Raw genomic sequence first — 19639 nt, 5'->3', positions numbered from 1 at the left:
GTTCTTTTAGTTGTTGATTTCATAACACTCTCCAATTTTGGGGGTGGAAAGTGTCAACCTTATTTAGGACGGCACAGGTAAAACAAAAAAAGCAGCGATTTCTCGCTGCTTTTTACTATCACGAACAGTGTCGTTATACGTCTAGGTTCGCTACTTTCAGTGCGTTCTCTTCGATGAAGTTACGACGAGGTTCTACTTGGTCACCCATTAGCGTAGTGAACAGTTGATCTGCGCCTACCGCATCTTCAATCGTTACCTGCATCATACGACGAGTTTCTGGGTCCATGGTGGTTTCCCAAAGTTGGTCTGGGTTCATCTCACCTAGACCTTTGTAGCGCTGACGGCTTAAGCCACGCATTGACTCTTTCACTAACCAGTCAAGCGCTTCTGCAAAGTTTGCCACTGGCATAGTACGCTCACCACGTTTGATGTACGCGCCTTCTTCCAGAAGTCCATCAAGTGCTTCTGATAGATCAGCCAACTTGCCGTACTCTTTCGAGTTTAGGAAGTCGATGCTAATTGCATGTTCGTGCGTCACTCCGTGAGTACGAACCACAATCTTAGGCAAGTTTAAGCCTAGCTCTTCGTGCTGCTCAACTTCGTAGCTGTACTGGCTTGCACCCACTTCTTTCGCATTCAGCTGCTCAATAAGCTGCTTCGTCCACGCTTCCACAACTGATGCGTCATGGCATTGCTCTGGCGTTAGACGAGGAGTGTAAATCAACTCGTTTACCAAAGCACTTGGGTAGCGACGGCTCATACGTTCCGCCAGTTTAATACCCGCATTGTACTGTTGAACAAGCTTCTCTAGTGCTTCACCAGCCAGTGCAGGTGCTTCTGCGTTTACGTGTAGCGATGCATTATCCAAAGCTAATGATACTTGGTATTGGTTCATCGCTTCTTCATCTTTGATGTACTGCTCTTGTTTGCCTTTTTTCACTTTGTATAGTGGTGGCTGAGCGATGTAGACATAACCACGCTCGATAAGCTCTGGCATTTGACGGTAGAAGAAGGTCAACAGTAGCGTACGGATGTGCGAACCATCGACATCGGCATCGGTCATGATGATGATGTTGTGGTAACGAAGCTTGTCCGGGTTGTACTCGTCACGACCGATACCACAACCTAGTGCGGTGATCAGTGTTGCTACTTCTTGAGAAGATAGCATCTTGTCGAAACGTGCTTTTTCTACGTTAAGAATCTTACCTTTTAGCGGTAGGATCGCTTGGTTCTTACGGTTACGGCCTTGTTTTGCGGAGCCGCCTGCCGAATCACCCTCCACTATGTATAGTTCAGAGAGTGCCGGATCTTTTTCCTGACAGTCTGCAAGTTTACCTGGAAGGCCAGCTAGGTCTAGTGCACCTTTACGGCGCGTCATTTCACGAGCTTTACGCGCTGCTTCACGAGCACGTGCTGCATCGATGATTTTCGAACAAACCATCTTCGCTTCTGTCGGGTTCTCAATCAGGAACTCAGACAGTTTTTCACCCATTGCAGACTCAACAGCTGATTTCACTTCAGAAGAAACCAGTTTGTCTTTTGTTTGGCTTGAGAATTTAGGATCAGGCACTTTCACCGAAACAACCGCAGTTAGACCTTCACGCGCATCGTCGCCTGAAGTCGCTGTTTTCGCTTTCTTCGAGAAACCTTCTTTATCCATAAAGCTGTTCAATGTACGTGTTAGCGCAGCACGGAAACCAGCAAGGTGAGTACCACCATCACGCTGTGGGATATTGTTGGTAAAGCAGAAGATATTCTCTTGGAAACCATCGTTCCATTGCATCGCCACTTCAACTGAAATGCCGTCTTCACGCTCAGAATTAAAGTGGAAGATTTTTTCGATGATTGGCGTTTTGTTGGTGTTTAGGTGATCAACGAACGCTTGAATACCACCTTCATACATGAAGTGATCATGTTTGTCCGCTTCACGTTCATCAACCAATTTGATCGACACACCAGAGTTCAGGAATGACAGTTCACGCAGGCGTTTCGCCAGAATGTCATAGTGGAACTCAGTGTTAGAGAACGTCTCGGCACTTGGCCAGAAACGAATTTGTGTACCGGTTTTATCCGTATCACCCACAACGGCTAGTGGCGCTTGAGGCTCACCATGGCGGTAGGTTTGCGTATGGATATGACCACCACGATGAATCGTTAGCTCAACTTTCTCTGATAGTGCGTTTACTACTGAAACACCTACCCCGTGAAGACCACCCGATACTTTGTATGAGTTATCGTCGAACTTACCACCCGCGTGAAGAACCGTCATGATTACTTCTGCTGCAGAGACATTTTCCTCAGAGTGGATTTCTGTTGGAATGCCACGACCATCATCGCTAACGGAAACCGAGTTATCCTCATGAATTGTCACAACGATGTCTTTACAGTGACCTGCCAACGCTTCATCAATTGAGTTATCCACCACCTCGAAAACCATGTGGTGAAGGCCGGTGCCGTCGTCCGTATCGCCGATGTACATTCCTGGACGCTTACGTACCGCATCCAGACCCTTCAGTACCTTAATACTCGATGAATCGTAATTTTCAGACATGAGTTTCTCTCTTCTAGTTTGACTCTATCCTGCCATGTTCCACATGAAACAATTTACCGTTATCGTCCAACATATCGGCGATTTGGCTTTCAGTGATAGAGCTTACAAATACTTGTGCGCCCGTCTCTTTTAAGCAGTCAGCAAGACGCTTGCGACGTTGGCTATCTAATTCCGACGCGAAGTCATCAATTAGGTAAATGCATTGTTTACCGGCCATCTCTGTCAGGTGTTGCCCTTGCGCTACACGCAATGCACACACCATGAGTTTTAATTGACCGCGTGACAGAACATCTTCAACGGGCGTTCCGTTCACTTTAATGCGCAAATCAGCTTTGTTTGGGCCACTAAAGGTGTATCCCAATGCCTGATCACGCTCAAAATTCTTTTCTAGTATCTCGTGGTATGGAGTGTCTTTATCCCAGCCACGATAATACTTCAATTGGATCTCAAATTCTGGCAAAAATGTCTGACAGATAGTTTCTGCGACAGTTTTCATCTGCTCGATGTAACTTGCTCGCCATTGGCTGATGTTTTCAGCCAATCCTGCCATTTCCTGATCCCAATAACTGAGCTCACGATAACTATTGGCGGTTTTCAACAACGCGTTGCGCTGCTTGTTCAGGCGCTTGAACCTTCCCCATGCTTGATAAAAAGCGGGCTCGGTATGAAACACGCCCCAATCAATAAACGCACGACGATGTTTAGGGCCATCTGTCAGTAAATCAAACCCTTCTGGGTGTATCAACTGCAGAGGCAGAACTTGTGCCAACTGCGCTAATTTTTGTCCAGATTGACCGCCTATTTTAACCTCTGTTGAGCCATCACGCTGCTTATTAATGCCGATAGGTAGCTCAAATTGATCCGAGTTCAAAAAACGACCATGAACAAACAGTTCGTCACACTCATTTTGTATCACTCGTCCGGTGAGAGAGCTCTTGAATGAGCGGCCATGCCCGAGCAGATAAACCGCTTCTAAGACACTGGTTTTACCGCTGCCGTTCGGCCCGATAAGAAAGTTAAAGCCTGCTGATAACTCAATATCACAGGCTTTAATGTTTCGAAACTGCTGAATGATGAGGCGAGAAAGTGGCATTCAGATGGCTTATAGACGAATTGGCATCACCACGTACATGGCACTGTCGTCGTCTGCGTTTTCAATCAACGCACTTGCGTTCGCATCTGACATCGACACACGCACGTTATCGCAACGCAGTGTATTAAGCACATCAAGCACGTAGCTAACGTTGAAGCCGATCTCGATAGCGTCACCTTCAAAGGTCACGTCTAGCATTTCTTCTGCTTCTTCTTGCTCTGGGTTATTGGCAGTAATGCGCATTTCAGTATCAGCCAGATTCACACGCACGCCACGGAATTTTTCGTTGGAAAGAATCGCAGCACGAGAGAAGGCTTGGCGCAACTCGTCACAACTTGCTATTAGGGTCTTATTGGTGCTCTGAGGCAATACACGGCGGTAATCAGGGAAACGACCATCAACCAACTTAGAGGTAAAAGTAAAGTTATTCACCTCAGCACGAACATTGGAGCTACCGATCTGAAGTACTACGGGCTGCTCTGGCGCATCCATCAACTTTACTAATTCTTGCACACCTTTGCGTGGCACGATGATTTGCTTCTGCGCAAAGTCCGCACCTAGCTGAGTTTGCGATACCGCCATACGGTGGCCGTCCGTCGCCACGCTGCGTAGCGTGGTGCCGTCAATTTCAAACAACATGCCGTTGAGGTAGTAACGAACGTCTTGATTCGCCATCGAGAACTGAGTTTTGTCGATCAGCGTACGTAAATCAGCTTGGCTCAGTGATACTTCCACTTCGCTTTGCCAATCTTCAATATTAGGGAAATCGTTCGCAGGAAGCGTTGCCAACGAGAAACGGCTGCGACCAGAGCGAACTTGTACGCGATCACCTTCTAATACAAATGTGATGATCGCATCGTCCGGTAAACCACGGCAGATATCGAGAAACTTACGCGAAGGAACGGTAATGCTGCCCGCTTCAAAATCACCTTCTAGCGTCACTTTGCTTACTAACTCTACTTCAAGATCGGTTGCCGTCATCGACAATACGTTCTCTTCTACTTTAAGAAGTAGGTTACCCAGGATTGGCAGAGTTGGTCGGCCACCTAAAGCGCCCGAAACCTGCTGTAGCGGTTTGATTAAATGACTACGTTCAATGGTAAATTTCATGCTTGGCTCTTTACGCTGTCAGCTCAATAAATGATTTGCTTAGAATACCGTTATTCTAACCGATTACGAAGACAGGGTGCGAATCAAGTTAGAGTAATCTTCTTTAATGTCGTGGCTCTCTTCACGCAGCTGCTCAATCTTGCGACAAGCATGAAGTACGGTCGTATGATCGCGCCCCCCAAACGCATCGCCAATTTCAGGCAAACTGTGGTTGGTTAGCTCTTTTGCTAACGCCATAGCCAGCTGACGAGGACGCGCTACAGAACGAGAACGACGCTTAGACAGCAAGTCCGCCACTTTAATCTTGTAGTATTCCGCCACGGTCTTTTGAATGTTATCGATCGTCACCAGCTTCTCTTGTAGAGCAAGCAGATCGCGCAGCGCTTCACGCACAAAATCAATCGTGATTGGACGACCAGTAAAGTTCGCGTTCGCGATAACACGGTTCAATGCACCTTCTAGCTCACGAACGTTCGAACGCAGACGCTTGGCAATGAAGAATGCCACTTCATCAGCAAGGTGGATTTGGTGATCTTCAGCTTTTTTCATCAAGATCGCCACACGCGTTTCAAGCTCAGGCGGCTCGATCGCAACAGTAAGACCCCAACCAAAGCGAGATTTAAGACGATCTTCAACGCCATTAATTTCTTTAGGATAACGGTCAGACGTTAGAATGATCTGCTGATTACCTTCCAATAGTGCGTTGAAGGTATGGAAGAATTCTTCTTGTGAACGTTCTTTATTAGCAAAGAATTGGATGTCATCGATAAGGAGCGCATCCACGCTGCGGTAGTAGCGTTTGAATTCTTCAATCGCATTGTTTTGCAACGCTTTTACCATGTCTTGCACAAAACGTTCTGAGTGCATGTAGACCACTTTTGCGTTCGGGTTGTTATCCACAATCGCGTTACCCACCGCATGCAATAAGTGGGTTTTACCCAAACCCGTGCCGCCGTATAGGAATAGTGGGTTGTAAGCTGCACCTGGGTTATCCGATACCTGACGCGCCGCAGCCAAACCCAGTTGGTTCGACTTACCTTCAACAAAGTTGTCGAACTTGTGTTTTGGGTTCATGTTTGAGCGGTGATTGATAGCCGCAATCGCTTGAGCGTCGTCATCCCAGGTTTTGTGTACTGGCTTACGCGCCTGTAATTGCGCAGGTGCAGATGACTCGGCAGCCACATCTGCAGGCGTACGTGTCGGCGCTGGTTTTGGAGCAGAGACAGGTCGGCTCCCCACTTCAAAGCGTAAGTTAGGAATATCGCCACCGCAGTATTCCTGCAGTAAGCGAGTAATATTGTTCAGATACTTATCACGCACCCAGTCCAACACAAAGCGGTTTGGCGCGAATAGAGTGAGAGTATTGTCATTGAGCTCCGCTTGTAGCGGACGAACCCACATGCTGAATTCTGTAGCTGGTAGCTCTTCTTGAAGCTGCTGCAAACATTGCAGCCAAAGCGAAGATGACACGGTGCCCCCACTGAGTAATTGAATTATCGGAAAAGACTGGCAATTTTACCTGTTGATAACCAAGATCGCCAGCGATTGATCGACGATCCAGTGAATAAGATCCAAGTTATTCACAATTATTTCTGCAAACTTGATGAGATCAACACACCTTGCCCCAAATTTGCCCACACAACGATCCACAATTGGGCAAAATTCACAAGATCGAGCGATTGGTGATAAGTCTGTGTATTATTTTATTCCCAATGTTGATTTTGTCGATCATTTCGCTAGGTTCAGTTCGCATTTTCGTCACATTTAACATTCTTCTTCTATTATCTAATAACTCACAGGTCTAGGTTATTGCTCTTGGTTATTTATTTAATTGAGCTAACTAACAGTAGTATTTCCAACCATAAAATTATGGAGATGTATTATGAAAAACTGGATTAAGGTTGCCGTTGCAGCCATTGCACTGTCGGCAGCAACCGTACAAGCCGCTACTGAAGTCAAAGTTGGTATGTCAGGTCGCTACTTCCCGTTTACTTTTGTAAAGCAAGACAAGCTACAAGGCTTTGAAGTCGACATGTGGGATGAAATCGGTAAACGTAACGATTACAAAATCGAATACGTAACAGCCAACTTCTCTGGTTTATTTGGTCTTTTAGAAACTGGTCGTATCGATACGATCTCCAACCAAATCACCATGACTGATGAGCGTAAAGCTAAATACCTATTTGCTGACCCTTACGTTGTAGATGGCGCACAAATTACCGTGCGTAAAGGCAACGACAGCATCAAAGGTGTTGACGATCTTGCGGGCAAAACCGTTGCGGTGAACCTAGGCTCTAACTTTGAGCAACTGCTGCGTCAATACGACAAAGACGGCAAGATCAACATTAAAACGTACGACACAGGTATCGAACATGACGTGGCGCTCGGTCGTGCAGACGCGTTTGTAATGGATCGTCTTTCTGCGTTAGAGCTGATTAAGAAAACTGGCCTTCCTCTGGAATTGGCAGGCGAACCGTTTGAGACCATTCAAAACGCATGGCCTTTCGTTGACAACGAGAAAGGTCGTAAGCTGCAAGAAGAAGTAAACAAAGCACTGGCTGAGATGCGCGCAGATGGTACAGTAGAGAAAATTTCCGTGAAGTGGTTTGGCGCTGACATCACGAAATAAGAACTCTTTGTACTTTAGGCCGCAAAGTGGTATCACTCTCGGACTAAAATAAACTTACGTAAAGGTGGAACTTGTTTTCCACCTTTTCTTTTCTCTAGCCTTTAGGTAAGCCGTATGGGATTTGACTTTAATTACATGTTGGAACTGCTGCCGATATTGCTGAAATATCTTGGCACAACCATGGAAATGGCGACATGGGGATTGGTGTTTTCGCTGATTTTATCCGTCATTTTAGCCAATATTCGCGTATTTAAACTGCCAGTTCTGGATCAATTAAGCCAACTGTACATCAGCTTCTTCCGTGGCACCCCACTGTTGGTTCAGCTTTTCCTGCTTTACTACGGCTTACCGCAAATTTTTCCATTGATGGTCGGTATCGACGCCTTTTCAGCAGCGGTGATCGGTTTAACGCTGCACTTTGCCGCTTATATGGCGGAAAGTATTCGTGCCGCCATTATTGGCATTGATCGCAGCCAAATGGAAGCGAGCTTATCGGTCGGTATGACGACATCCCAAGCAATGCGCCGAGTGATTTTACCTCAAGCAACGCGTGTCGCACTGCCTTCATTGATGAACTATTTCATCGATATGATCAAGTCAACGTCTCTCGCTTTCACGCTTGGTGTGGCCGAAATCATGGCGAAAGCACAGATGGAAGCCTCATCAAGTTTCCGTTTCTTTGAAGCTTTCCTTGCGGTTGCTCTTATTTACTGGGGCGTGGTGGTAATTCTGACTCGCGTACAAATCTGGGCAGAAGCAAAACTGAATAAGGCGTACGTACGATGATTAAGTTAGAAAATATTCACAAACGTTTTGGTGAGACTGAAGTGCTGAAAGGCATCGACCTCGATATTAAGCAAGGTGAGATCATCGTGATTATCGGCTCAAGTGGTACGGGTAAATCAACCTTGCTGCGTACGGTGAACTTTCTAGAACAAGCAGATGAAGGTCGTATCACGATAGATGACATCTCCGTTGATACTCAAAAACACACTAAAGCCGAAGTATTAGCGCTGCGTCGTCGAACTGGCTTTGTGTTCCAAAACTATGCCCTGTTTGCCCACATGAATGCGCGCCAGAACATTGCCGAAGGTCTAGTGACCGTTCGAGGTTGGAAAAAAGCCGATGCTCTCAAACGAGCGCAACAAATTCTGGATGACATCGGCCTTGGGGATAAAGGCGATAGTTATCCAGCGGCATTATCTGGCGGCCAACAACAACGTGTGGGTATCGGCCGAGCGATGGCGCTGCAACCAGAACTGCTGTTGTTTGACGAACCAACTTCTGCGCTGGATCCTGAATGGGTCGGTGAAGTTCTCTCATTAATGAAGAAGTTAGCTAATCAGCATCAAACCATGCTGGTGGTGACGCACGAGATGCAATTCGCGAAAGAAGTCGCTGATAGAGTGATCTTCATGGCGGAAGGCAATATCGTTGAGCAAGGTTCTCCACAGGATATCTTCGATAATCCACAAGATCCTCGTTTGAAAAAATTCCTTAACCAAGTAGGAATAGAGTAACGATCAAGCATCAGGATCGATTGATCCTTGAGATTTTACTCACACTACGTATAATCGCCCGGCCGGAATTTCGTACTCATTGAGTCATTGACACATTATGTGAGTGTGATTACAATTCCGCCTCTTTGTTGAGAGGCGTCGGTTGTTCTTCTCTATATAAAGAGCTTCTTTATATAAGAAAGCAAATACCCACGCCGGGTTTAACAAGAACCTAAAACTACTGATCAGTAAAGGTAATTATCATGAAACGCACTTTTCAACCTACAGTTCTAAAGCGCAAGCGTACTCACGGCTTCCGTGCTCGCATGGCAACTAAGAACGGTCGTAAAGTTATCAACGCACGTCGTGCAAAAGGCCGTGCGCGCCTATCAAAATAATCGCTAGTTTATTTTGAACACGTACGCGTTTAATCGGGAGTTACGTTTGTTAACTCCCGAGCATTATCAAAACGTCTTCCAGCAAGCTCATCGAGCTGGCTCGCCTCATTTCACCATCATTGCTCGCAATAACAAACTTTCTCACCCACGATTAGGTTTAGCGGTTCCCAAAAAGCAAATCAAAACGGCTGTCGGTCGTAACCGATTTAAGCGTTTGGCTCGTGAAAGCTTTCGTAACAATCAACATCAGCTTCCAAACAAAGATTTTGTTGTGATTGCAAAGAAAAGCGCGCAAGATTTAAGCAATGAGGAAATTTTTAAGTTGTTTGATAAGCTATGGCAGCGCCTGTCTCGCCCTTCACGTGGATAGCCATTGGGCTCGTTTATCTGTATCGCTGGTTTATCAGCCCTTTGATTGGTCCTCGTTGCCGGTTCACACCAACCTGTTCCACTTACGCGCTAGAAGCTTTGAGAGCTCACGGTTTTGTAAAAGGATGTTGGTTATCAGGCAAACGTCTATTAAAATGCCACCCTTTGAATGAAGGGGGGTATGACCCCGTTCCACCAGTCCAAAAACAAGACAGAGATAACTAACGATGGATTCTCAACGTAATATCCTGCTCATCGGTTTGGCCCTGGTTTCTTTTTTGCTGTTTCAACAATGGCAAGTTGCAAAGAATCCAGAACCTCAAGCAGTTGAACAGGCTCAATCAAGCAGCACTCTACCTGCACCATCTTTTGCTGATGAACTTGACCCAGTTCCTAGTCAACAGCAAGCTTCTGCAAAAACTATCACAGTAACGACTGATGTTTTAACTCTGTCGATCGACACCGTTGGTGGCGATGTGGTACATGCCAACCTTAACGAATACTCTGCTGAGTTAGATTCATCAGATTCCTTTGTTCTGCTTAAAGACGCTCAAGGTCACCAATTTATCGCTCAAAGCGGTCTAGTGGGTCCTCAAGGTATCGACTTGAGCAGCACAAATCGCCCTCACTACAACGTAAGTGCAGACAGCTTCACAATGGCTGACGGTCAAGATGAACTTCGCGTTCCGATGACATTCACTGCAAACGGCATCGAATACACCAAAACTTACATCTTTAAACGCGGCAGCTACGCGCTTAATGTTGAATACGATGTAGTGAACAACTCAGGCAACAACGCAACATTTGGTATGTACGCTCACCTACGTCAAAACCTAATGGACGATGGTGGTAGCATCACAATGCCTACTTACCGTGGTGGCGCATACTCAACAGAAGATACGCGTTACAAGAAGTACAGCTTTGATGATATGCAGGATCGCAACCTGTCTCTTAACCTAGCCGATGGCCAAGGTTGGGCAGCAATGATTCAGCACTACTTTGCCGCAGCTTGGATCCCACGTAACGAACCAGGTACTAACCTATACACTCGTGTAATTGGCAACCTAGGCGACATCGGCGTTCGTATGCCAAACAAAACTATCGCAACAGGCGATCAGGCTAAGTTTGAAGCAACACTTTGGGTTGGTCCAAAACTGCAAGATGAAATGGCAGAAGTGGCACCTAACCTAGACCTAGTAGTGGACTACGGCTGGTTATGGTTCATTGCGAAGCCTCTTCATATGTTGCTTTCATTCATCCAGAGCTTTGTTGGTAACTGGGGTGTGGCAATCATCTGTCTGACCTTCATCGTTCGTGGTGCAATGTACCCACTAACAAAAGCGCAATACACGTCTATGGCGAAAATGCGCATGCTACAGCCTAAGCTGCAAGCAATGCGTGAGCGTATCGGTGATGACCGTCAGCGCATGAGCCAAGAAATGATGGAACTGTACAAGAAAGAGAAAGTGAACCCACTAGGTGGTTGTCTACCTCTTATCCTACAGATGCCTATTTTCATCGCACTATACTGGGCGCTAATGGAATCGGTAGAGCTACGTCACTCACCATTCTTCGGTTGGATTCATGACCTTTCAGCGCAGGACCCTTACTACATCCTGCCTCTACTGATGGGTGCGTCTATGTTCCTAATCCAGAAGATGAGCCCGACAACGGTAACGGATCCAATGCAGCAGAAGATCATGACCTTTATGCCGGTTATGTTTACCTTCTTCTTCTTGTTCTTCCCATCAGGTCTCGTTCTATACTGGTTGGTGTCGAACATCGTAACGCTTATTCAGCAAACTCTGATCTACAAAGGATTAGAGAAAAAAGGCTTACACAGCAAGTAACCTTTTAGGAAATGATTGAGAAAGGCGGCCAAAAGGTCGCCTTTTTGTTTTTGGCTGATTACAATTCAGCTAATTAATTGTGATGGCTCCCTAGGTATCTTCCCTATAGCCCAGCTCAAAAGGCAAAATTATGACTACAGATACGATTGTCGCTCAAGCGACCGCGCCTGGTCGTGGCGGTGTCGGTATTATTCGAGTTTCTGGCCCTAAAGCCAACCAAGTGGCGTTAGAAGTCACTGGCAAAACACTAAAGCCCCGCTACGCAGAATACCTGCCGTTTAAGTCAGAAGATGGCACTGTGCTTGATCAGGGCATCGCACTGTACTTCCCTAACCCGCATTCATTTACCGGTGAAGACGTACTTGAGCTGCAAGGCCATGGCGGCCCTGTCGTGATGGATATGCTGATAAAACGCATTCTAGGTATAGATGGTATTCGAGCTGCTCGCCCTGGTGAGTTCTCTGAACGCGCATTTCTGAACGATAAACTCGACCTCGCTCAAGCCGAGGCGATCGCAGACCTCATTGATGCCAGTTCTGAAGAAGCAGCAAAATCGGCACTGCAATCCTTACAGGGCGCATTTTCAGGCCGCATTAATACCTTAGTTGAGTCGCTGATTCATTTGCGTATCTATGTTGAAGCAGCCATCGACTTCCCTGAAGAAGAGATCGACTTTTTGGCCGACGGTAAAGTGGCTGGTGACCTACAAGCCATCATCGACAACCTAGATGCGGTGCGCAAAGAAGCTAACCAAGGCGCTATTATGCGTGAAGGGATGAAAGTCGTGATTGCGGGTCGTCCAAATGCGGGCAAATCAAGCCTGCTGAACGCACTATCGGGTAAAGAGTCTGCAATCGTAACCGACATCGCAGGAACCACGCGTGATGTACTGCGTGAGCACATCCATATTGATGGCATGCCTCTGCACATCATCGATACTGCAGGTTTGCGTGATGCTTCCGATGAAGTAGAGAAAATCGGTATCGAACGCGCGTGGGATGAAATAGCCCAAGCAGACCGCGTGTTGTTCATGGTGGATGGCACGACAACCGATGCCACCGATCCGAAAGATATCTGGCCAGATTTTGTGGATCGCCTACCAGACAACATTGGCATAACTGTGATCCGTAATAAAGCGGATCAAACGGGTGAAGATATGGGGATCTGCCACGTCAATAACCCTACTCTTATCCGTTTGTCAGCGAAGACTGGTGCAGGGGTTGAAGCTCTGCGCGATCATCTCAAGGAGTGTATGGGCTTCTCTGGCAACAGTGAAGGTGGGTTTATGGCTCGTCGTCGTCATCTCGATGCATTAGAACGTGCCGCACAGCACCTTCAAATAGGCCAGGAGCAGCTTGAAGGCTATATGGCAGGTGAAATATTGGCTGAAGAGCTACGCATCACCCAACAACATCTCAATGAGATTACCGGTGAGTTCAGTTCTGACGACTTACTGGGACGAATCTTCTCTTCATTCTGTATCGGGAAGTAAATAATCGAACGCGCGGTGCTGAGCTTAACTCACACCGCGTTTCTTTTTGTACGGCAAGCCATCCATGAGCTTTAGCCGTCGCATTCAATAAGGAAGAAGTATGATCCACATTATTACAGGCAGCACGTTAGGTGGCGCAGAATACGTAGGGGATCACCTGAGTGATCTACTCAACGAGAATGGATTTGAAACAACGATCCACAACCAGCCTTCCCTCTGTGATATCGAAAATCAAGGTACGTGGTTGGTGATCACCTCTACACATGGAGCTGGTGAGTATCCTGATAATATCCAACCTTTTATCGCAGCATTACAAAATACACCGCCAAAAATGACTGATGTAAAATTTGCGGTGATTGCGATTGGTGACTCTAGCTACGATACGTTCTGTGCCGCTGGTCAACACGCTTATGATTTATTAGAGGATATTGGTGCAACCCCTCTCGCAGATTGCTTTAAAATCGATGTACTGAGCCATGATGTGCCAGAAGACGCCGCAGAGATGTGGTTAAAAGAGAATATCGAACGTTTTTAAACTCACGACTTTCCCTTCAACAGAGTCGAAATTCGGCTCTGTTTTCTCCCATGTGAATAACTCCCACCAAATTATTTTGTTTAACCGCTCAAAAACCAACCAAACAGACTGTGGATAACTACAATAAGATCCAGTGATTTTCCTTTAGTTATCCCAATAACAACTTTAATCAATTTTACCACCTGTGTATAACTACCACTTTTGATCCCAGGTAATCCTCGATCTGATCCAATCATGATCACAAGATATGATCCAAAGAAGATCCATGATCTTGTTGATCATTTTTAGGTTATCCACAGAAACGGTCGATCCTAATAGTAGATCTAATAAAAGATCATATATATAGATCTTATATATATTTATCTTGAAGCTTAAAACGGATAAAACGAGAAAACGTTTTTCTCTCTGGCATAAAGCAGGTAAAATACGGCTCCTTTATCTGTCCATTAAATCCCTTTGAATACCTGAGGTCAGTTCATGCTTTATCACGAAAACTTTGACGTCATTGTTGTCGGTGGCGGACACGCAGGAACGGAAGCCGCGCTCGCATCTGCACGCACAGGACAAAAAACGCTTCTCCTTACCCATAACATCGATACATTAGGCCAGATGTCTTGTAATCCGGCGATCGGTGGTATTGGTAAAGGTCACTTAGTAAAAGAAGTAGATGCTATGGGCGGTTTGATGGCTGAAGCCATCGACCATGCAGGTATTCAGTTTCGTACACTAAATGCCTCCAAAGGTCCTGCAGTACGAGCAACTCGAGCTCAAGCCGATCGCGCTCTGTACAAAGCGTACGTTCGTAATGCATTAGAAAATGCGCCTAACTTAACGTTGTTCCAGCAATCAGTTGATGATCTGATTGTTGAACAAGATCGCGCAGTTGGTGTGGTAACTCAAATGGGACTTCGCTTCCATGCGAAAGCCGTTGTGCTAACCGTGGGTACCTTCCTTGGTGGTAAGATCCACATAGGTATGGAAAGCTCGTCTGGTGGTCGTGCCGGGGATCCACCATCGATCGCATTAGCGGATCGACTGCGTGAACTGCCGTTCCGCGTGGATCGTTTAAAAACAGGTACTCCACCGCGCATTGATGCTCGTACTGTTGATTTTTCAGTGCTAGAAGCTCAGCACGGTGATAACCCAACGCCTGTATTCTCGTTCATGGGCAAACGTGAACAGCATCCGCGTCAGATTCCATGTTTCATCACCCACACCAATGAACAAACTCACGATGTGATCCGCAGTAACTTGGATCGCAGTCCAATGTACGCAGGTGTGATTGAAGGTATTGGTCCTCGTTACTGTCCGTCTATTGAAGACAAAGTGATGCGTTTCGCTGACAAAAACAGCCACCAAATCTTCATTGAGCCAGAAGGCCTAACCACGCACGAGTTATACCCTAATGGTATCTCGACCAGCTTGCCATTTGATGTGCAAGTACAAATCGTGCGCTCAATGAAAGGGTTTGAAAATGCACACATCGTTCGCCCAGGTTATGCGATTGAATATGATTTCTTCGATCCACGTGATTTGAAGCAAACGTACGAGACGAAGTTCATCCATGGTTTGTTCTTTGCTGGCCAGATTAATGGCACGACTGGCTACGAAGAAGCCGCAGCGCAAGGCTTGATGGCCGGTTTAAATGCAAGCTTGTTTAGCCAAGACAAAGAAGGCTGGAGCCCACGTCGTGACCAAGCTTACATGGGCGTGTTGATTGATGACTTATCGACCATGGGTACCAAAGAGCCGTACCGCATGTTCACTTCTCGTGCGGAATACCGCCTGCTACTTCGTGAAGATAACGCCGATTTACGTTTAACGGAAAAAGCGCGCGAGCTAGGCTTGATTGATGATGTTCGTTGGGCTCGCTTTAACGAGAAAATCAACAATATGGAAACGGAGCGTCAGCGTTTGAAAGCAACGTGGATGAATCCGAAGTCAGAGGGTGTTGATGAGTTGAACAAACTGCTGAAAACCCCAATGGCCCGTGAAGCGAGTGGTGAGGATCTTCTGCGTCGTCCAGAGATTACTTATTCGCAACTGACGCAACTTGAAGCGTTTGCTCCTGCTCTTGAAGATCAGCAAGCGGCTGAGCAAGTTGAAATTCAAGTGAAATACGATGGTTACATCAAGCGTCAGCAGGAAGAGATCGAAAAATCACTGCGTCACGAAAATACCAAGTTACCTGCTGATTTGGATTACCGCGATGTAAAAGGTTTATCAAACGAAGTCGTTGCTAAACTGAGCGAGGCCAAACCAGAGAGCATCGGTATTGCATCACGCATTTCTGGTATTACGCCTGCTGCAATTTCTATTCTACTTGTTCACTTGAAAAAGCATGGTTTGCTGAAGAAAGGTGAGGAAGAATAATGAGCGCATTGCGAACAAAGCTGGATTCACTGATCGCGAAAACCGATTTGGAAGTGTCAGAACAGCAACGAGAGCAGTTAGTTGGTTATGTCGAACTGCTCGACAAATGGAACAAAGCGTACAATTTAACATCGGTACGTGATCCGCTTGATATGTTAGTGAAACATATTCTTGATAGTATCGTTGTAAGCGCACACCTGCCCGGTGAGCGCTTCATTGATGTTGGTACTGGTCCGGGGTTACCGGGCATCCCTTTGGCAATCATGAACCCTGAGAAAACCTTCTTTTTGCTCGACAGTCTTGGCAAACGCATCCGTTTTATCAAGCAAGTTGTGCACACATTAGGGCTGAAAAACGTGACACCAATTCAAAGTCGTGTCGAAGAATTCCAACCTGAAGAAAAATTTGATGGCGTTTTGAGTCGAGCTTTTGCTTCAATGATAGACATGGTGGAATGGTGCCACCATTTGCCGAAACAAGAGCACGGGGTGTTTCTAGCGCTGAAAGGACAGCACCCTAAAGATGAAATGGATCAGCTTCCTGAATGGTGCAGTGTGACAGAGATCATATCTTTGGCTGTTCCTGAGTTGGAAGGTGATCGTCATCTAGTAATCTTATCGCGCAAGGAAAATTAGCGAGGTAATCGTGGGTAAAATTGTAGCAATCGCCAACCAGAAAGGTGGGGTCGGCAAAACAACAACGTGCATTAACTTAGCGGCTTCGATGGCGGCAACAAAGCGCAAGGTTTTGGTGATCGATCTCGACCCGCAAGGCAATGCTACGATGGCCAGTGGCGTGGATAAGTATATGGTCGACGCCACCGCATACGATCTTTTGGTTGAAGATACACCGTTCGATCAAGTCGTTTGTACCCAAACAACAGGGAAGTATGATTTGATCGCGGCGAACGGAGACGTCACCGCGGCAGAAATCAAATTGATGGAAGTTTTCGCTCGTGAAGTGCGTCTAAAAAATGCATTGTCGTCAGTTCGCGATAACTATGATTTCATCTTTATTGATTGTCCTCCTTCTCTAAACCTTCTTACAATCAATGCGATGGCGGCAGCTGACTCTGTGCTGGTGCCGATGCAATGTGAATACTTTGCGTTAGAAGGTTTAACTGCTCTTATGGATACAATCAGCAAGTTAGCGGCCGTGGTCAATGAGAACCTCAAAATTGAGGGCTTACTACGTACCATGTACGACCCACGCAACCGCTTATCGAATGAAGTATCCGATCAACTTAAAAAACACTTTGGGAATAAAGTTTACCGTACTGTCATTCCACGTAATGTTCGTTTGGCTGAAGCGCCAAGTCACGGTAAGCCTGCAATGTACTACGATAAGTACTCCGCAGGTGCCAAAGCGTATCTTGCTCTAGCGGGCGAAATGCTCCGCCGCGAAGAAATCCCAGTTTAACTCTAACCTAAGGAATTCAATCCCATGTCTAAGCGTGGTCTCGGAAAAGGACTGGATGCGTTATTGTCGACCAGTTCGTTTGCTCGTGAAAAACAGCATATTGCATCGCATAGCCAAGAATTATCGGCAGACGGTGAGTTAACCGATTTAGCGATTGGTCAATTGCAGCCGGGCGTATACCAACCGCGTAAAGATATGGCGCCTGAAGCGCTAGAAGAACTAGCGGCTTCGATTCAATCACAAGGCATTATTCAACCAATCGTGGTTCGCCAGGTCGAAAATGGTCAGTTTGAGATCATCGCAGGTGAGCGCCGCTGGCGTGCTGCAAGGCAGGCGGGTTTAAAACGCGTGCCGTGTTTGGTGAAAAAAGTTGAAGATCGTGCCGCCATCGCCATGGCGTTGATTGAAAACATTCAACGTGAAGACTTGAATGTGATTGAGGAAGCCCAAGCGCTTGAACGTCTACAAGATGAATTCACGCTGACACATCAGCAAGTGGCCGATGTGATTGGTAAATCAAGAACGACGGTGAGTAACCTATTACGTCTGAATCAGTTGGAAGTTGATGTAAAAGGTCTGGTTGCAGATAAAAAATTGGAAATGGGTCATGCTCGAGCTCTGTTAGCGTTAGAAGGCGAACAGCAAGTCGAAGTAGCTCAACAAGTGGCTAAGAAGCAAATGACTGTTCGCCAAACCGAACAGTTAGTAAAAAAGTGCTTAGCCCCACAAAATGAGCAAAAAGGGCAACAAGAGGATACCGAAGCCGAGCAAATGTCGCATAAATTGAGTCAGCTGCTTGATGCAAAAGTTTCTCTTACCCGTTCTGCAAACGGAAAAGCGAAATTGACGATAAGTCTTGATGAGCCTCACAAATTGGACCAACTAATTGCCAAGCTTGAGGCCTAGATGAGATAATTGATTTAGGTCAATTAATCTAATTAATCGAATTTTGTGCGAAAGTTGTCGTTTTGTAAACAAAACTGTAAGTTTTTGATGCAATCGAATTGCTTTACGTTGAACTGAACGTATAATTTTCGCCAATTTCCCAGCACAGAGAGTTAAGTGCGAAGTGGATATTACTAGAGGTACGAATACATGGTAGCTGCGTTAGCTAGACCAGGACGAGAGCTCGCAAGGCAATTGTTAATGATCCAGTCTGGCGCGGTTATTTTTGTGGCAGCAGGAATGGCGGTAGCCATAAATCCTGACTGGGGATTTTCAGCGCTGATTGGCGGAGGCATTTTTGTTGTTGCCAATGCAGTATTCGCGCTGTGTGCTTTCATGTTTAGTGGAGCTCGCGCTGCCAAGCGCATCGCTGCTTCCTTCTATACGGGTGAAGTACTGAAAATTCTCATCACGGTTGCACTGTTCTATGTTGCCTACATGTATATGCAGGTGGAACTTGTTCCCCTCAAACTAACCTATTTGCTGGTACTAGGTATTAATATCTGTGCACCAGTGCTATTCATTAACAACAAAAAATAGGATGAGTTATGGCTGCGCCAGGTGAAGCGCTAACATCGTCCGGTTACATTGCCCACCACCTTTCTAACCTATCGCTATACAAGTTGGGTTTAGTAGGGTCGGAGACAAGTTTCTGGAACGTACATATCGATAGCCTGTTTTTTTCTTGGTTTACTGGTTTAATTTTCCTCGGAATTTTTTACAAAGTAGCAAAGAGAACAACAGCGGGTGTACCGGGTAAGCTTCAGTGTGCTGTAGAAATGATCGTTGAATTTGTCGCCGATAACGTCAAAGACACGTTCCATGGACGCAACCCACTGATCGCGCCTTTAGCACTGACTATCTTTTGTTGGGTATTTTTGATGAACGTGATGGACTTAGTTCCTATCGACTTCTTACCATACCCAGCAGAGCATTGGCTAGGTATTCCTTACCTTAAGGTTGTACCGTCTGCTGATGTGAATATCACCATGGCTATGGCTCTAGGCGTTTTTGCATTGATGATTTACTACAGCATCAAAGTAAAAGGTCTAGGTGGATTCGCAAAAGAACTTGCACTACATCCATTCAATCACCCACTGATGATTCCGTTTAACCTACTAATTGAAGTGGTATCGCTATTAGCGAAACCTCTATCACTTGGTATGCGTCTATTCGGTAACATGTTCGCGGGTGAGGTTGTATTCATTCTTTGTGCGGCAATGCTACCATGGTACTTACAATGGATGGGTTCACTACCGTGGGCAATCTTCCATATATTGGTTATTACGATTCAAGCCTTCGTATTCATGATGTTGACAATTGTTTACCTGTCAATGGCACACGAAGATCCTGATCATTAATTTTTTTAAAGCTTT

Annotated in this window: 19 protein-coding genes; 15 read left to right on the top strand and 4 right to left on the bottom strand. The window is 46.1% G+C overall.

The window, feature by feature from the left end; genetic code table 11:
• Positions 1-133 precede the first annotated feature (133 nt).
• The 4 genes from gyrB to dnaA form a co-directional block, all read right to left on the bottom strand.
• Positions 134-2551, bottom strand: a complete 2418-nt coding sequence (gene gyrB, locus R7M92_RS19930; protein WP_005378841.1) for a DNA topoisomerase (ATP-hydrolyzing) subunit B — start codon at positions 2549-2551, stop codon at positions 134-136.
• A gap of 13 nt (positions 2552-2564) precedes the next feature.
• Positions 2565-3644, bottom strand: coding sequence for a DNA replication/repair protein RecF (recF, locus tag R7M92_RS19925; RefSeq protein ID WP_005378839.1), 1080 nt, complete (start codon positions 3642-3644; stop codon positions 2565-2567).
• A 9-nt stretch (positions 3645-3653) separates the two neighbouring features.
• Complete coding sequence (gene dnaN / locus R7M92_RS19920; RefSeq protein ID WP_158157052.1) at positions 3654-4754, bottom strand: DNA polymerase III subunit beta; 1101 nt, start codon at positions 4752-4754, stop codon at positions 3654-3656.
• A 63-nt stretch (positions 4755-4817) separates the two neighbouring features.
• Positions 4818-6224 carry a chromosomal replication initiator protein DnaA gene (gene dnaA, locus R7M92_RS19915; RefSeq protein WP_005378835.1) on the bottom strand — a complete coding sequence of 469 codons (1407 nt, stop codon included), beginning with the start codon at positions 6222-6224 and terminating at the stop codon, positions 4818-4820.
• A gap of 412 nt (positions 6225-6636) precedes the next feature.
• On the opposite strand from dnaA, the gene R7M92_RS19910 reads away from it, so the two are divergent.
• From R7M92_RS19910 to atpB, 15 genes are all read left to right on the top strand, one after another.
• A complete protein-coding gene (locus tag R7M92_RS19910) occupies positions 6637-7383 on the top strand; it encodes an amino acid ABC transporter substrate-binding protein (protein ID WP_005378831.1) in 747 nt (248 codons plus the stop codon).
• Positions 7384-7497: 114 nt separating this feature from the next.
• Complete coding sequence (locus R7M92_RS19905) at positions 7498-8169, top strand: amino acid ABC transporter permease (protein WP_005378829.1); 672 nt, start codon at positions 7498-7500, stop codon at positions 8167-8169.
• Positions 8166-8903 carry an amino acid ABC transporter ATP-binding protein gene (locus R7M92_RS19900; protein ID WP_005378827.1) on the top strand — a complete coding sequence of 246 codons (738 nt, stop codon included), beginning with the start codon at positions 8166-8168 and terminating at the stop codon, positions 8901-8903. The genes R7M92_RS19905 and R7M92_RS19900 overlap by 4 nt, the downstream gene beginning before the upstream one ends.
• A gap of 242 nt (positions 8904-9145) precedes the next feature.
• Complete coding sequence (rpmH, locus tag R7M92_RS19895) at positions 9146-9280, top strand: 50S ribosomal protein L34 (protein WP_005378825.1); 135 nt, start codon at positions 9146-9148, stop codon at positions 9278-9280.
• A 46-nt stretch (positions 9281-9326) separates the two neighbouring features.
• A complete protein-coding gene (gene rnpA / locus R7M92_RS19890) occupies positions 9327-9650 on the top strand; it encodes a ribonuclease P protein component (RefSeq protein ID WP_005394102.1) in 324 nt (107 codons plus the stop codon).
• Positions 9617-9874: a membrane protein insertion efficiency factor YidD gene (yidD, locus tag R7M92_RS19885; RefSeq protein WP_318134089.1), complete on the top strand. Its 258-nt coding sequence runs from the start codon at positions 9617-9619 to the stop codon at positions 9872-9874. The genes rnpA and yidD overlap by 34 nt, the downstream gene beginning before the upstream one ends.
• Positions 9875-9876: 2 nt before the next feature.
• Entirely contained in the window at positions 9877-11499 is a 1623-nt protein-coding gene (gene yidC, locus R7M92_RS19880; RefSeq protein WP_318134088.1) for a membrane protein insertase YidC, read from the top strand.
• Positions 11500-11629: 130 nt separating this feature from the next.
• The gene (mnmE, locus tag R7M92_RS19875; RefSeq protein WP_005383836.1) at positions 11630-12991 is read left to right on the top strand and encodes a tRNA uridine-5-carboxymethylaminomethyl(34) synthesis GTPase MnmE; all 1362 of its coding nucleotides are present in this window, start codon (positions 11630-11632) and stop codon (positions 12989-12991) included.
• Between the two features lie 100 nt (positions 12992-13091).
• Positions 13092-13526: an FMN-binding protein MioC gene (gene mioC, locus R7M92_RS19870; protein ID WP_154204938.1), complete on the top strand. Its 435-nt coding sequence runs from the start codon at positions 13092-13094 to the stop codon at positions 13524-13526.
• Positions 13527-14003: 477 nt separating this feature from the next.
• Positions 14004-15899 (top strand): tRNA uridine-5-carboxymethylaminomethyl(34) synthesis enzyme MnmG, encoded by a 1896-nt coding sequence (gene mnmG / locus R7M92_RS19865; RefSeq protein ID WP_005378901.1) that lies wholly within the window; start codon positions 14004-14006, stop codon positions 15897-15899.
• Positions 15899-16534 carry a 16S rRNA (guanine(527)-N(7))-methyltransferase RsmG gene (rsmG, locus tag R7M92_RS19860; RefSeq protein WP_130546159.1) on the top strand — a complete coding sequence of 212 codons (636 nt, stop codon included), beginning with the start codon at positions 15899-15901 and terminating at the stop codon, positions 16532-16534. Before mnmG ends, rsmG begins: the two co-directional genes overlap by 1 nt.
• A 10-nt stretch (positions 16535-16544) precedes the next feature.
• Positions 16545-17318: a ParA family protein gene (locus tag R7M92_RS19855; protein WP_005383838.1), complete on the top strand. Its 774-nt coding sequence runs from the start codon at positions 16545-16547 to the stop codon at positions 17316-17318.
• A 24-nt stretch (positions 17319-17342) separates the two neighbouring features.
• Positions 17343-18224, top strand: coding sequence for a ParB/RepB/Spo0J family partition protein (locus tag R7M92_RS19850; protein WP_005383840.1), 882 nt, complete (start codon positions 17343-17345; stop codon positions 18222-18224).
• A 189-nt stretch (positions 18225-18413) separates the two neighbouring features.
• The gene (locus tag R7M92_RS19845) at positions 18414-18803 is read left to right on the top strand and encodes a F0F1 ATP synthase subunit I (protein ID WP_005378921.1); all 390 of its coding nucleotides are present in this window, start codon (positions 18414-18416) and stop codon (positions 18801-18803) included.
• Positions 18804-18811: 8 nt separating this feature from the next.
• The gene (gene atpB, locus R7M92_RS19840) at positions 18812-19624 is read left to right on the top strand and encodes a F0F1 ATP synthase subunit A (protein WP_005378922.1); all 813 of its coding nucleotides are present in this window, start codon (positions 18812-18814) and stop codon (positions 19622-19624) included.
• Positions 19625-19639 lie beyond the last annotated feature (15 nt).

The sequence above is a fragment of the Vibrio sp. Vb2880 genome, from assembly GCF_033337975.1.
Taxonomy (GTDB): Bacteria; Pseudomonadota; Gammaproteobacteria; order Enterobacterales; family Vibrionaceae; genus Vibrio; species Vibrio alginolyticus.
This window is presented reverse-complemented; position numbering and strand designations above follow the sequence as displayed.

Bases quoted from the DNA above. Each gene is read 5' to 3' on its own strand.
- gyrB (WP_005378841.1), bottom strand. From the start codon at position 2,551: ATGTCTGAAAATTACGATTCATCGAGTATTAAGGTACTGAAGGGTCTG.
- recF (WP_005378839.1), bottom strand. From the start codon at position 3,644: ATGCCACTTTCTCGCCTCATCATTCAGCAGTTTCGAAACATTAAAGCC.
- dnaN (WP_158157052.1), bottom strand. From the start codon at position 4,754: ATGAAATTTACCATTGAACGTAGTCATTTAATCAAACCGCTACAGCAG.
- R7M92_RS19910 (WP_005378831.1), top strand. From the start codon at position 6,637: ATGAAAAACTGGATTAAGGTTGCCGTTGCAGCCATTGCACTGTCGGCA.
- R7M92_RS19905 (WP_005378829.1), top strand. From the start codon at position 7,498: ATGGGATTTGACTTTAATTACATGTTGGAACTGCTGCCGATATTGCTG.
- R7M92_RS19900 (WP_005378827.1), top strand. From the start codon at position 8,166: ATGATTAAGTTAGAAAATATTCACAAACGTTTTGGTGAGACTGAAGTG.
- rpmH (WP_005378825.1), top strand. From the start codon at position 9,146: ATGAAACGCACTTTTCAACCTACAGTTCTAAAGCGCAAGCGTACTCAC.
- yidD (WP_318134089.1), top strand. From the start codon at position 9,617: ATGGCAGCGCCTGTCTCGCCCTTCACGTGGATAGCCATTGGGCTCGTT.
- yidC (WP_318134088.1), top strand. From the start codon at position 9,877: ATGGATTCTCAACGTAATATCCTGCTCATCGGTTTGGCCCTGGTTTCT.
- mnmE (WP_005383836.1), top strand. From the start codon at position 11,630: ATGACTACAGATACGATTGTCGCTCAAGCGACCGCGCCTGGTCGTGGC.
- mioC (WP_154204938.1), top strand. From the start codon at position 13,092: ATGATCCACATTATTACAGGCAGCACGTTAGGTGGCGCAGAATACGTA.
- mnmG (WP_005378901.1), top strand. From the start codon at position 14,004: ATGCTTTATCACGAAAACTTTGACGTCATTGTTGTCGGTGGCGGACAC.
- rsmG (WP_130546159.1), top strand. From the start codon at position 15,899: ATGAGCGCATTGCGAACAAAGCTGGATTCACTGATCGCGAAAACCGAT.
- R7M92_RS19850 (WP_005383840.1), top strand. From the start codon at position 17,343: ATGTCTAAGCGTGGTCTCGGAAAAGGACTGGATGCGTTATTGTCGACC.
- R7M92_RS19845 (WP_005378921.1), top strand. From the start codon at position 18,414: ATGGTAGCTGCGTTAGCTAGACCAGGACGAGAGCTCGCAAGGCAATTG.
- atpB (WP_005378922.1), top strand. From the start codon at position 18,812: ATGGCTGCGCCAGGTGAAGCGCTAACATCGTCCGGTTACATTGCCCAC.